Origin of the sequence: Paenibacillus sp. 2KB_22, assembly GCF_052115745.1 — a bacterium.
Taxonomy (GTDB): domain Bacteria; phylum Bacillota; class Bacilli; order Paenibacillales; family Paenibacillaceae; genus Paenibacillus.
The window spans coordinates 179,993-194,382 of sequence record NZ_JBFRHG010000001.1 but is presented as its reverse complement, the minus strand read 5'-3'; the positions used below and the strand labels follow the sequence as shown (position 1 = coordinate 194,382).

The 14,390-nt window shown below is 47.0% G+C and carries 8 protein-coding genes and 1 pseudogene; 5 read left to right on the top strand and 4 right to left on the bottom strand.

The window, feature by feature from the left end; translation table 11 throughout:
• Both AB4111_RS00830 and AB4111_RS00825 read right to left on the bottom strand, forming a co-directional pair.
• Positions 1-1,443 carry a M20 family metallopeptidase gene (locus tag AB4111_RS00830; protein WP_442029624.1) on the bottom strand — a complete coding sequence of 481 codons (1,443 nt, stop codon included), beginning with the start codon at positions 1,441-1,443 and terminating at the stop codon, positions 1-3.
• A 93-nt stretch (positions 1,444-1,536) separates the two neighbouring features.
• The gene (locus AB4111_RS00825) at positions 1,537-2,781 is read right to left on the bottom strand and encodes an MFS transporter (protein ID WP_442029622.1); all 1,245 of its coding nucleotides are present in this window, start codon (positions 2,779-2,781) and stop codon (positions 1,537-1,539) included.
• Between the two features lie 146 nt (positions 2,782-2,927).
• On the opposite strand from AB4111_RS00825, the gene AB4111_RS00820 reads away from it, so the two are divergent.
• Positions 2,928-4,997, top strand: a complete 2,070-nt coding sequence (locus AB4111_RS00820; RefSeq protein ID WP_442029620.1) for a helix-turn-helix domain-containing protein — start codon at positions 2,928-2,930, stop codon at positions 4,995-4,997.
• A gap of 23 nt (positions 4,998-5,020) precedes the next feature.
• On the opposite strand, the gene AB4111_RS00815 is transcribed toward AB4111_RS00820, so the two are convergent.
• Complete coding sequence (locus AB4111_RS00815; RefSeq protein WP_442029618.1) at positions 5,021-5,635, bottom strand: TetR/AcrR family transcriptional regulator; 615 nt, start codon at positions 5,633-5,635, stop codon at positions 5,021-5,023.
• Between the two features lie 176 nt (positions 5,636-5,811).
• Between AB4111_RS00815 and AB4111_RS00810 the strand changes: the two genes are divergently transcribed.
• A complete protein-coding gene (locus AB4111_RS00810) occupies positions 5,812-6,549 on the top strand; it encodes an SDR family NAD(P)-dependent oxidoreductase (protein WP_442029616.1) in 738 nt (245 codons plus the stop codon).
• A gap of 204 nt (positions 6,550-6,753) precedes the next feature.
• Here AB4111_RS00810 and AB4111_RS00805 read toward each other — a convergent pair whose 3' ends face one another.
• On the bottom strand, positions 6,754-7,626 hold the full coding sequence (locus tag AB4111_RS00805) for an AraC family transcriptional regulator (RefSeq protein WP_442029614.1): 873 nt from the start codon (positions 7,624-7,626) through the stop codon (positions 6,754-6,756).
• 301 nt (positions 7,627-7,927) lie between these two features.
• Between AB4111_RS00805 and AB4111_RS00800 the strand changes: the two are divergent.
• The 3 genes and pseudogenes from AB4111_RS00800 to AB4111_RS00790 all read left to right on the top strand — a co-directional run.
• A pseudogene (locus AB4111_RS00800) lies at positions 7,928-9,772 on the top strand (rhamnogalacturonan lyase); the annotation flags it as partial.
• Positions 9,773-9,784: 12 nt separating this feature from the next.
• Positions 9,785-11,188 carry a rhamnogalacturonan acetylesterase gene (locus tag AB4111_RS00795; protein WP_442031546.1) on the top strand — a complete coding sequence of 468 codons (1,404 nt, stop codon included), beginning with the start codon at positions 9,785-9,787 and terminating at the stop codon, positions 11,186-11,188.
• Entirely contained in the window at positions 11,145-14,222 is a 3,078-nt protein-coding gene (locus tag AB4111_RS00790; RefSeq protein WP_442029612.1) for an OmpL47-type beta-barrel domain-containing protein, read from the top strand. Before AB4111_RS00795 ends, AB4111_RS00790 begins: the two co-directional genes overlap by 44 nt.
• Positions 14,223-14,390 lie beyond the last annotated feature (168 nt).

The window sequence follows — 14,390 nt, the reverse complement described above, 5'->3', positions numbered from 1 at the left end:
TTATTCTCCCCGTTTCGGCGGTTGCACATCTGCCGGAACGAGGCATTCATAGGCTTCTCCGCCGAGTCTGTCCCTTAGTTCCTGTTGTGCTTCCTTGATGATCTCTGGATGTAAAATGGACTCGATAGCCGTAGCTGCCATTGCTTTGGCTGCGAGCAACATACCCTTGTGAGCAAAGCTGCTCTTACCCTGAGCAACGGTCTGCCATGCGTGAAGCGGCGTTCCAAATGCCATCGTCGTTGTAATACACTGCGCCGTCGGCACATTCCAGCTGACATCGGCTACATCGGTTGAACCGCCCATGAACGTTTCCTTCTCATCTGAATAAGGGGCAACAAAGTTCGGCAGCGGCCGCTCGGTAAGAAGAGGAGCAAGCTCAGGACCAACTAACGCGCCAGCTTCCTGCTGATTTTGGAGCGGCAGCGTGTCATAGATCTCTTTGGCATAATTGTATTCATCCTCTTCATAATCAGGAGCGCCGAAGGCAACGAGATGCTGATGCATTATTTTCTCAAGCGTACTGTTCGGGATCAGGTTGGCGCAGGCACCTTCATATTTAAAGTCCATCGTTGTTTCGGTCATTAAGGCAGCGCCTTCTGCCACTTTCACCAGACGTTCAAACAGACTCCGTACCTGTGCGCTCTTGGGAGCTCGAACGAGATACGTGACCTCGGCTTCTGCTTGCACTACATTGGGAGCCAAGCCGCCTGAGTTCGTGATCGCATAATGAATTCTGGCCTGATCAATCATGTGTTCCCGCATATAATTCGAACCGATATTCATCAGCTCAACCGCATCGAGAGCACTACGTCCCAGGTGAGGAGCGGCAGCAGCATGAGCACTAATACCTTTGAAGGTAAATGTACCGTGAATGACTGCATTGGAGCTTCCATGCATAACGGCATTCATAGAATGAGGGTGCCAGGAGAGGGCAACATCTACATCTTTAAAATAACCTTCACGAGCCAGATAGGTTTTACCATATCCACTTTCCTCCGCGGGACATCCATAAAAGCGCACCGTACCCGGGATCTCCGGATGTTCCTGGAGATAGTCTTTGACAGCCACTGCTGCAGCCAATGCACCGATGCCGAGCAGATTATGCCCGCATCCATGACCGTTTCCCCGCGGTTGAACAGGTTGATATGTGCCGATTCCGGCTTCCTGGCTGAGATCAGCCAGCGCATCGTATTCGCCCAAGAGAGCAATGACGGGCAGGCCTGAACCATACGAAGCAATAAATCCAGTTTCTAATCCTGCCACACCTTTCTCGATCGTGAAGCCTTCGGATTCCAGCATTCCCATGAGCAGCTCTGCTGATTGGAATTCATCAAAACGGGTCTCTGCAAACTCCCAGATTTGGTCACTGGCATTGGTGAACATATCGCGTTTTTCTTCAATGGCATCCGAGATATATTGGGTCAAATCTACAATTGCAGTCATAATTTATAGCACCTCTAATTCGTTAAAATGGTTGTATTGTTGTATAGAACATGAACTAAATGTGAAGCAGCATGTGGCTGCAAACTCTTATGTTTAGACCGCTTTTGCTTGCATCTCAATCGTGTTATCCTGATCGGAATTCGAACGACGGGAGAACATCAGGGTAATGGAGCAGATCAGCGCGAAAGCGATCAGCATAATGAAGGCAGTAGCATAAGATCCACCGGAGGCTTCAACCAGGAATCCGATCAGCATCGGAGTCAGGAAACCTGCAAGCTGTGCACCTGTATTGATGAATCCATTGGCTGTCGCAACGACAGATTCGGGCATCGTTTTAAGGGACTTTGAAATGATCAGTGTTGAGATAAATCCGGCCATTGCTGTAACGATTGTCATGTACGTAATGAATGTGGTGATGCTGCCCGCGGAGCCCATCAGATATAGGAACAAGGCCACAAGTACACCGAACACGGAAGCGATAATTCGATCTTTGCCAGCGGGAATGCGGTCAAGCACGTAGCCACTTAGAATCATGGTGAAAATGCTGACCAAAGCCGGAATGGCGGCGAGTAGTCCCATCTGAGTCATATCCAGTCCTCGGACATTGACCATATACGTCGGCATCCAGGATTGAAGCCCCCAGTTCACTGCATAAATGCTGAAGTAGCTGATGAACAAATTCCAGATCATGGGCGTCTTCAGGACGGTTTTCAGCGACGTTTTGGGTGGTAGACCCGAGCTGGAGGCCGAAAGTGCAGGCTTGGCGGGTTCTTTTAATAAAAAGAACATCAAGGCTGTGATGAGGATGCCCCCTGCACCAATGATATAGAACAGGTTGCGCCAGCCAATGGTCACAAGGGCATGTCCGGTAAGAATCGGAGTAATCACCCCCATAATGGCTGCCGATGACAGCATAATGGACATGGCTCTACTTCGCTGATTAACGGGAAAATTCGTGGCAATCGCCTTGGAACCGGAAGGGAAGAAGCTGCCTTCTCCGATACCAAACAGGAAACGAACAAAGATGAGAGAGAACAGCGACCAGGCTGAACCAGTCAAAATAGTAAATACGGACCAGGAGAATAAGGAAACGAGAATAACTTTCCGATAACCGAAACGGTCGGCAAGGGCTCCGCCTGGAATTTGCATAATGGCATATCCGAGAAAAAAGCTGCTGAGGATGATTCCTTGTGCGGAAGCACCAAGGCCCAGATCCTGAGTAATGCCGACAATGGCATAGTTGATGACAAAGCGGTCCAGGTTGCCAAGACACCAGCCGAGAAACAAGAGAGTGAGAACAATGTACTTGAAGTTTTTACTGTGCATGATTTTAGACATCGCGTTACCTTCTTTCTCATCAAATGTTAACTAAATTTCTGTGTTGCTTTAAAGTTACATGATGTAGGGGTTTCAAGACAATGTATATCTCTGTATAATTATCTGAATCAAGATGTGAAAACCTACATTGACAGGAGGCGGCTGGGTTGAATGGAATCTTACATAAAGTCTTGCAGGAACGCTTGGGGAACTGTGATTATGAGGTATGGATCAGTAGTAACTGGACGGATTGGGTACTGATTGAAGCGATCGGCAGTAGAGAAGGGACACCGCCTTTTTTTGTAGAACATCTTCCACTGCAGCATCCCAAAGTAGAACGGGAATCAGAAGATATCATGTTAGTTTTTCTTCCGTACAATAACAATATATGTGTAACCATCCGGGTTTTTAAGAATTTGGAGTTTTCTGCGGAAGATTTAGTTACACTGTCGTCTTTGCTATACCCATACTATACGGAAGCTGTGGCAAGCAAGAATGAACGAGCCTTGAATGAAATCATGAACAGCATTAGGGATGTGACTCAACTTCTGGATCTGAACGAGTTGCTTGGACGGATTTTGGTAAGTGCACTATCGGTTATCCCTTATGAGTGCATAGGTGTGTTGTGGAGGTATGACCCTGCGATCGATGCGTTAACGGTCAAGGCAAGAGCAGGGGAAATGGGCGAAGGTATGTTAAGAATGAAACTGAAGCCAGGTGAAGGGATCATTGGGAACACCTTTAAGCGAGGTATACCCAAGCTCTATAACGGTTTATCTTCAGTAGAAGATGATTTTGGCAACATGACAATGGACAACAAATATCATCTGAATTCGGCGTACAATTTTCAAAATATAGGTTCAATCATTTCGGTGCCGATCAAGGTGGAAGGCCAATCAGATTGTGTGTTAATTGTTTATCAAAAAGGGAGAGTCCCCTTATTCACAGAATCGGATGTGCGGCTGCTGCAAAGCTTTGCCGATCAGGTCTCGATTGCGATCACGAATGCCAAACTGTACGAGAATCTGAGCAAACAGAACGCTACACTCATGAAACGGGATGAGATTCACTCCTCGCTTATGCGGCTTTCGCTGCAAAATAAGGGAGCGTTATCGATCGTTAACGAACTGGTACGTGTTATTGGCGTACCGTTGACCTTTGTGGATTTTATCGACAACGAATGGATTCCAAAACGAAACAAAGTCATGAACGGCTGGAATACGGAAAGTCTTCGCAGCTTGTACGAATCCTTACACCATCCGGATTATCTGACGTGTATCCAGGAAGAAGCCGAACGGTCGTATCAATATCTGTATCCGATTGCTTCAGCCAATCAGTGCCTAGGTTATCTCATTATCCAGATGAACACGAAGCTAGAACCGCTACAATTAATTGCGCTGGAGCAGGGAAGCTCTATTCTGGCCCTGGAATTGATGCGCAAGCAGTCCCTGGCTGAATTTTATTTCAAAAAAACACAGCAATTTTTCAATGATCTAAGGCTCAGTCAGGATTCCGAGGATTACTGGCAGAAGTCCGGGGAGATTGGAATCGTTCCTTCAACCGCCATTGTGGTGGGACTGTTGGAGTTTGCGGAGTGGGTCAACCCTTCTACACTTAGCGCGTTGTCTGTTCAATTGGTAGCATATCTAAGAGAGAAAATGCCAGCAGGAGCGCTGCCCATTGCGTTTGGCAATGAAAGACGAATTACAGTTTTGCTTGTGCTGACAGAATCGTACAAGCTCGGCAAACTGGAACAACAGTTCAGCGCATTGCTGCCGGAATGGGAACATCGTAATCATGTGAAATTGTTGGGGGGATTAAGTTCCGTGCGGTCTGGAGTCGATGCCATTAATACGGGATACCAGGAAGCGGACAAGGCGCTTGCATATCAGAAGACAAGGGGAGAACAAGGCACAATCCGATATACAGATATTGGTGTTAACCGTTTGTTTATCCGGCAACCGGCTGAGGATTTGAATGCATTTATGGCAGAGATATTTCAGCCGCTTCGGCCTGCCAAAGGGCAGACCGGTGGACTAGAGGAAACCCTCATGACGTATATGGCTTGCGGAAGTTCTGCAGTCCAAGCTGCGGCAGCACTTCATATTCATATCAATACGTTGTATCAGCGTATTCATAAAATCGAAGAGATTCTGGACATGTCCCTGAGCAATCAGGAGCATCTGCTTCATCTGCAACTGGCCTGTTATCTAAGGCAGACATATCGTTCATCGTGATTTTCAAATCAACCTACTCGAGATCATGAATCAAACGTTATACCGACATAATGAAAAGAGTGAATATGCGTTTTGGTGAGATCAATCACGTTTTTGATAAATGCCTCGCGTGATTCGCGATATCCGCTTAATATCCAATTGTTTAATAGTCCAAAAAAACCGTAGGCGGTATAGTACTTGAAATAGTCCATGTTCACCGGGGAGTTATTGATGGTCTCAAAGACGAACTGTTCTTGATAGATTTTGAGTATAGTTTGGGGGAAACCTGTATGTAGACCGGGTAACGTGTCATCGTATTGAATCAGTTCGAAGAAGTCACGGTGTTCGTAGATATAATCCACGATTTGAAAAGATTCGGCATCAAGCTTGTTTGTTGAAACTTTTTGACCGTGCCAATAGGGTTTACCTACTGCCCCCCTTAATCCTTGAAGTGTCATACTCAACAATTCTTCGGCGAGAATATATTTGTCCTGGTAGTGTAAATAAAACGTGCTGCGATTGTAACCCGCCTGATCAACGATATCCTTGACAGACACACCATGGAATCCTTTTTTCTTGATAAGCTGAATCAGAGCGGTTTTTAGGTGCTCCTTGGTTCGATTACGATGTTGAGCTGTCACAATAAGTTCATTATTCATTCGAAAAAACTCCTATAAATATAGACATATTTTTATGAAGTGTCTACGAGGTAGACACTTGGTCATATCTTAATGATTGGAATGTTACAATTTTAAGCATAGAATTAGTTTTGTAAACATCATATAGCACTATTTATATAGGCGCTATTCAAAATATTATACTGGGGGATTTATTCATGGGCAAACTACAGGATAAAGTAGCAATTATTACAGGAGGAGCATCTGGAATCGGCGCAGCGACAGCTCGTCTGTTCGTTTCCGAGGGAGCCAAAGTGGTTTTGGTCGATCTGAATGAAGAAAAAGGCAAGGCGTTTGAGCAGGAACTGAAAGCGCTTAATGCGGAAGCTCTCTTTATCAAAGCAAACATCACGAATGAAGAAGAGGTTTCCGAGATTTTCAAACAAACCGTACAAGCATTCGGTCAAGTGAATATCGTATTCAACAATGCGGGAATCGGACGAGTTCATCCAACGCATGAGCTTGACTATGCCGAATGGCGTAATACGGTCAATGTTGATCTGGACGGCGTTTTCTTGGTTGCGCGGGAATCGATTCGCGAGATGCTGAAAATTGGCGGAGGCACAATCGTCAACACGGCATCCATGTACGGATGGGTTGGTTCGCCTGGTTCAGCAGCTTACAATGCAGCTAAAGGTGGCGTTGTGAACCTGACTCGTTCGCTGGCGTTGGAATATGCTGAGCAGAATATTCGTGTGAACTCCCTTTGCCCAGGCTTCATTGATACACCGATTATCCCGGAAGAGAGCAAGCAAGCACTTTCTGCATTAACACCAATGAAACGTCTGGGTCAGGCAGAAGAGATGGCGAAAGCCGTTCTGTTCCTAGCTAGTGACGATTCTTCATATATGACAGGAAATAGCCTAATCATAGATGGAGGATACACTGCACAATAAGTGCAGCAATTGTCACGAGACAAAAATTCGGTTCCATTAAAAGTCGCTTTTATAGCGGCTTTTTTTTATTTTATCAGTTACCGTGCCGTACAAGTTCACAGTCAAGCAAAAGGAACATGTTCCAAATGCAAAATGTATACTTCTGTGGGAAGACAAAGATTGAACGTTGAAGAGCTTGACGGTTGACGAGCACACAGCAGTTGGCTATTCATAGTAGATGGCCTCATAAGGAAATTCCAACTTATTCAAGCGATATTCTTTGGGCGACATGGACATATATTGCCGAAACACTTTGCCAAAATAGCTGGGACTTTCAAAGCCGCATTGTTGACCAATTTGTGAGATCGGAAGTTCCGTTGTACGTAGCAGTCGAACGGCAACCTCGATCCGTCTGTCTTTGAGATAGGCTAGCGGTGATGTTTTCTCGGATCTCTGAAATAACCTGCACAAGTAGTGTTTATTGATATCACAATGGCTGGCCAGCAGATCCAGTGTTAACGGGGAGGCATAATTCTCCCGGATGAACTTTTTACATTTTTCGATCGTTGTTATGGAAAGGGCACCGATATCCCTCTCCGCATCCCGACTCGTCTGCACCAAGATAAGCAACCAACGATAGATTTGCATAGACAACCGATATTTGTCGGTGACTTTCTCTTGATGAATCAAATGGATGGTTTGCCATAACTCTTGAATCAAGGGAGAATCCGCGTTTCGTCGAATCACATGTCCCTCATTATCATGAATCATATCCCAAATTCGGTTGGCTTCATCCCCGCGAATGTTAATCCATATAAATTCCCATGGTTCGTTGTTCTCTTGTTTATAGTAATAGCAATGTTCTCCGGAGATTTTAACAAGTAGGGCATGTCCCTTGGGTAAAGGAATCGTTTGATTATCAATATCCAGATAACCCTGACCATTAAGCGTATATTGAAAAACAACGTGTCCCGGGTCCGGTCTATCATCACTGGGACAACGATATTCCTCGCTTGAAACGATCTGCCATCCAATAGAGTCCAGTGTCATGATTGATGTATCGTCATTACGAAAAGCGTAAGAAACTGTATGAACCATACGTTAATCTCCTTCCTAAAAAAGTCAATTATTTTATATAATACGTCACATTTTTTAGATTGTCTGTCTTTTTTTAGACCTGTAAGATAAATGTAAGCGGTAACATAAAGAGGAGGTGGCTGTAAATTGTGTTCATATGACAACAAGCAGGGCAGGATCGAACTGATGATTCTAAAATTGAATTTTTAGATAAGGAGGAGTTGATCGAATGATCCGAAGAACTGTTTCCATCCAGAAATCGATGTTTGTATCTTTTTTAGCACTCCTTATGGTTATTTCACTGGCTGTTCCTCCAGCACCGATGCGTGCAGAGTCATCATCAAACAGCTTGCCGGGCCGCCAAGCAGAATACCTGAACCGGGGTTTGGTTGCGGTTCTTGCAGACAACGGCGTTTTTCTGAGCTGGAGGTATTTAAACAACGATCCAGATGATATCGCTTTCAATATATATAAAAATGGAACCAAAGTGAATGCGTCGCCCATAAGCGACGTGACCAACTATGTGGACACCACTGGTTTCGACAGTTCGCAATATCAGATTTCCACTGTTGTTTCAGGCAAGGAGCAGATGCAGCCGGAGGTTGTATCGGTCTGGCATAACGATTATCTGCCTATTCCGCTGGATAAACCGGCCGACGGACGGACCAAGGACGGCGGAACCTACTCCTATTATGCAGGTGATGCTTCCGTAGCTGACTTGGACGGGGATGGCGAATATGAAATCGTCTTCTTGTGGAGTCCGAGTAACTCCAAGGACAATTCGCAGGCCGGTTATACTGGCAACGTCTATATCGATGCCATCAAACTGGATGGCACAAAGCTCTGGAGGATTGACCTGGGCGTAAACATCCGTGCCGGAGCGCACTACACACAGTTAATGGTGTATGACCTGGATGGCAACGGAAAGGCTGAGGTTGTTGTCAAGACGGCGGACGGCACGAAGGACGGCCAAGGCACAGTTATTGGTGACGGGACGAAGGATTATCGCAACGACGGCGGATACATACTGTCAGGACCGGAATATCTCACGCTGTTTGACGGTGAGACTGGTGCAGCCGTATCCACAGTGAATTATGATCCGCCAAGAGGCAACATCAGCGATTGGGGTGACGGGTATGGCAACCGTGTAGACCGTTTTCTTGGCGCTATTGCTTATCTGGACGGCACGAAACCAAGTGTCGTGATGAGCCGGGGCTATTATACCCGAACTGTGCTTGTTGCTTATGATTATGTTGGTGGGGAACTCGTCAAGCGCTGGACGTTCGACACCAACGAAGCAGGATCACAATATCAAGCACAGGGCAACCACAATCTGAGTGTACTGGATGCCGACCATGACGGCAAGGACGAGATAATGTTTGGCGCCCTGGCCATAGATGATGACGGCAGCTTGATGTACAGCACCGGACTTGGACACGGTGATGCCATGCACGCCGGCCAGCTTGACCCGAATCGAGATGGCTATCAGGTCGTAAGCGTGCACGAGCATTCAGATGCGGCGTACGGACTGGAGATGCGCGATGCGGCAACAGGTGAGATTATTTGGGGGCAGAAAACAGGATTTGATACCGGCCGCGGGATGTCAGCGGATATTGATCCGAACTATCCGGGTTACGAATCATGGGCCACGACCGTTACCAACGGGCAAAGTGTACCTGTAACCAATACCTATTCGGCTGCCGGAGAGGCGATCTACACGGTGGACGAAGGGCCCAAAACTGCCAACTTCGCCATCTGGTGGGATGGAGATCTTCAGCGGGAGCTGTTTGACCATCAGTGGGATAACAGTACCGCCAAAGGAATTCCACTCATTTACAAATGGGATTACGAAAACAAAAAGCTGGGTGAAATCTTCCGGGCAACCGGTACATTAACGAACAATCATACCAAAGGCAATCCGGCGCTTCAGGGGGACATTCTGGGCGACTGGCGTGAGGAAATTCTGCTGCGGAGCGAAGATAGCTCGGAATATCGTCTCTACACGACAACCATTCCTTCAGATTATCGCATTCCTACGCTGATGCAGGACCCCGTGTATCGACTAGGCGTAGCTTGGCAAAATGTAGCCTACAATCAGCCGCCTCATACCGGATTTTATCTTGGAGCGGAAGCTACAGCATTTCCGAAAGCCGATCTGGCATTGACCCGCGAAGCAGAAATGCCGGAGTCGGTTTACCGCTTTGATTTTGGTACAGAGACAGCGTCAGGAAGTACGGCTATACAGGACACGTTATATACACAAGAGACGGGATATGGGTTTAAGGATACAAGTGGTGTTACCGTAGGCGAAAATGAGGTTTCGGTTGCGACAGGTACGACATTTGCTGTTGACCTGCCAAATGCCAACTATAAAGTGACGCTGCGATTGGGCAATGATGCGCACAACTCGAACGTTGCGGTCAAATCCGAATTCGTTCAGAAGCTCGCCGTAACAAATGTGACAGCGGGAGCACCGCTCGAGTATTCCTATGATGTTGCATTGGTGGATGGACAGCTCGATTTCTTATTCACCGGTACAGCCATAGACATCCAGGACATCCTCATCGAGAAATATCCAGAGAAAGTGGCCGGTGCGGCAACAACGATCTATATGGCCGGTGATTCAACCATGCAATCGTACAGTGAAATGCAGGCTCCTCAAGAAGGATGGGGCCAGCAGTTCGGACGTTATTTCTCCAATGGGGCAGTCATCGTAAACGATGCGATCGGCGGACGAAGCAGCAAATCCTTCATGGTAGACGGTCGTCTCGATACGATCCTGCAGCGAATTAAGCCAGGGGACTTCTTCTTCATTTCCTTTGGTCATAATGACGCCAGTGCAGGGATACCGGACCGGTATGCCTCACCGGAGGACTATAAAATTTATTTGGCTCGTTATGTAAACGGTGCCAAACAGCGCGGCGCTACACCGGTATTACTGACTCCGGTTGGACGCAGAGATTTTAATACAGTGACTCAAGAATTCAACGTCAGCTTCCCTGCATATGTGCAGGCTGCCAAAGAAGTAGCTGAAGAGCAGGACGTGCCACTGATTGATCTGAGCAAGTTGAGTATTGCTTACTACGACAAAATTGGTAACACAGCTACGGAAAAAGTGTTCTTATATGCTAATCCGGGTGAATATCCAAAATACCCAAATGGTATCAACGATAATACGCATTTCAGCAGCTATGGTGCACGGAAAATTGCCGGACTCGTTGCTGGTGCAGTCAAAAACATGGAGCTAAGCATTTCAGCCCTGGTCATCGACCCGGATATTTCCGAGCCTGAACCAGAGCCGGAAACCCAGCTCTATGAGGAGGATTTTGAAGGCGACGCTGCGGGCTACCAGTATGCGATGGTCAATGCCACGGGTATTGCAGGAACCATGGCGGGAACGGTGGTTGAACAGTCTGGAAATAAAGTACTGTCCGTCGCGGGTTCCGGATCGGGCAATCGGGCCAAAGTATTCCGTCTGTTCGATGCCGTAAACGGCGATCAGGTGAACGTGAACTTTGACTGGCAATCCGGTAATGTGAGTGCCTATCCCTTCAGAAGGTCACCTCACAATACAGGATTCTAACGAAAATGCACTGTTCACGCTGTATACCAAAACCGGAAGCACCAAAATTCATTATTTTGTCGGTGCATATAACCCAGACTATGGCACAGGGGATACTGCTATACCCGAAGGGGGAACGGCTACAGATATTTCCAAGAACCAGTGGGTCAATGTGGATGCAACCGTTAATTTTGCCGAGAAAACATTGGATCTGACATTAACGAACCTAGCCGATCCGACAGTTACCCAAACGATTGCAGATATCTCGCTGAGTTCCGGTGCATATGCGGACAACGTCAGATCCATGCGGTTCCTGGGCACTAGAAAAGGCGGTGGAGGCACGTTGAACTGGACTACACAGATCGATAACGTGCGAATTGAAGGCACTCAGCTCTCTTCAGAGAGTGGCGATCAGACGGCCTTGATAGCTCTGTACGATGAGATCAAAGCACTGAATCTGTCGGATTATACGGATGCATCGAAGGCCGTGGTGAACCGGGCTTTGACAGCAGCGGAAGCGATATTCAATACGGAAGCCACCCAAGCTCAAGTTGACCATACGTTTAATATGTTAACTGTTGCCAAGGATTCATTGACAAGTGAACCGAGCGAAGAGATAAACGAATACCGATTTGATTTTGGTTCCGGCGACGCTGCCGAAGGATACATCAAGGTCAATGCCAAGAGAGCGTACATCGAAGGCAACGGGTATGGCTTTGCCGATACTGCACTGACCAAAGATGAGAACCGGGAGACAGGGGATGCGCTCAAAGAGGATTTCACACGAGTAAATGGCACCTCATTCCTGGCGGAAATAGAGCCAGCCAATTATCGGGTAACGATGACCATTGGGGATGCGGAGGAATCAACCAGCGCCAATGTTGTTGTCGAACAGATGACAAAGCTGCCGCTCACAACCATTGCCAAGGGTGAATTCAAAGAAATGACATACGACATTGCCTTGATTGATGGAATCTTTAACTTCAACTTCACCGGAAATGCACCGAAGATCAATGCACTGAAGCTGGAGCGTCTGCCAGATCACAGTGCCAGCGATAAACCTGTTATATATTTGGCGAGCGATTCAACTGTGGCTAATTACGCGGAGAGCTACCGTCCGCAAGCAGGTTGGGGCGAAACGTTGGGTGAATATTTTGATGCAAATGAAGTCAGCATTGATAACCGGGCAGTTGGAGGTTTGAGCAGCAAAACCTTCCTGGTCGGCGGATATCTCAACGATATTCTGCTCGACATTCACGAAGGCGATTATCTGTTCATGCAGTGGTCTCATAACGATTCCACCCCTTCGCGTCCGGAGCGTTATCTTACGCCCGAGCAGTTTAAGGTATATTTGAAAGAATACATTAACGGTGCTCTGCAAAGAGGGGCGATCCCGGTGCTGGTTACGCCAGTGAATCGTCGTGATTTTACCGGAGAAGTGCTGAACAAAAGCTTTCCGGAATACGTACAGGCGATGAAAGAAACGGCGCAGGAAACGGAAACCCTCATCATCGATCTGAATCAGGCTAGTTGGGAGCATTTTCAGGAACTTGGCACAGAAGGAACCAAATCGATATTCATGTGGGTAGGCACAACCGAAGACAACACACATTTGCAGATGAACGGTGCAATCAAGGTGTCTGAACTCGTGGCACGCCTTGTCAAAGATTTAAATATACCGCTATCTGATTTTGTCACACTGGAAGGGGAATCACCGGAGCAGGAAGCCCCGCATACTAAGGCAACTTTGGAAGGGGAATCGCAGAACGACTGGTATACTTCTCCAGTACAAGTGACCTTTACAGCAACCGATGAAGATTCCGAAATCGAAGGGACCTATTATCAAATCAATGGTGGGGAAACGGTGAGTGGCACACAGTTGACCCTAACTGAAGAAGGTACACATACGATCACCTACTGGAGCGTCGATGTTGACGGTAACAAAGAGAGCGAACAATTGTTGTCCATATCCATTGATCTCGTACCTCCAACCATTGAAATTCATGGGCAAACCGAATACACCATTGATCAGCACGTGGAAATTGGCTATACCGCTTCCGATACGGCATCCGGTGTGGCTGAACCGGAGGGTGTGCTTCTGGACACTCCGGCGTATACACTGGAACCCGGCCTAAATCAGGTTACGGCAACCGTCTCCGATGTGGCTGGGTGGGAACAGACGGTAGAATATCGTTTTGCGGTTATTGCTACATTCGACAGCCTGATCAATCTGACCAACGCCTTTGCAGTTGATTCGATCGATCCGAATGCCGGTGTTCTTGCTGATCAGCTTGCGAACACGTTACAGCAGGCCAAACAGGCTGCAAATAATCGTGAAGGAGCAAAAGCGCGTCAACTGCTTGCATCCTACGGTAATGACGTTCAAGCAGCTAGAGGAACCGTATTTACGGATGAGCAGGCAAGTGTACTAATCAAGTGGGAGGAATGGCTCCATCAGACAACGCCACTAGCAAACGGGGCCCCTGGCACTCCAGTGTTATCTGACAATAATGGTTACGACACGGGGCTCAAAGATGGGGACTATACCGTCACGATGAATCTGTGGTGGGGAAATAACGGCAATCAGTTCAAGCTGTATGAGAATGGTGAATTGATTAAGGAAATTTCCCTGGTGGATCAATCCCCATCTGCCCAATCTGTGCAAGTTGATATTACTGGAAAGAAAAACGGCACCTACATCTATACTGGAGAATTGATCAATGCACTGGGTACAACCATGAGTACGCCGCTGACAGTTGTTGTCACGGATGCTTCCCCGGGGCAAGCCGTTCTGTCGAATGACAACTGGGACGGTGACGGCAACTTTAATGTCACCATGAATCTATGGTGGGGAACAAACGCAACCGAATACGAACTTTACGAAAATGGTGTATGGATTGACACACAATCGCTGCAATCTCATTCACCTGGCGCACAGTCTGCGGTTACCGCAATCTCTGGAAGGGCACCTGGAATCTATGAGTATGAAGCTGTGCTTCGTAATCCTTCAGGGGAAACCAGATCAACCAAATTAAATGTGACGGTGCGCGAGTAGCTGAGAGGTTTGAGGCATCCATTATCCACAATTAATTAAAGTAGGTTAGGTTTATAAAAAAGTGCTATTCCTCATCCATTTGAGGAGTAGCACTTTTTACTTATTTTGCGATAAAATTGTAAAGGTCTGTAAACGTTTTTGAACAAATAGGAAAGAGAGTCCATTTTG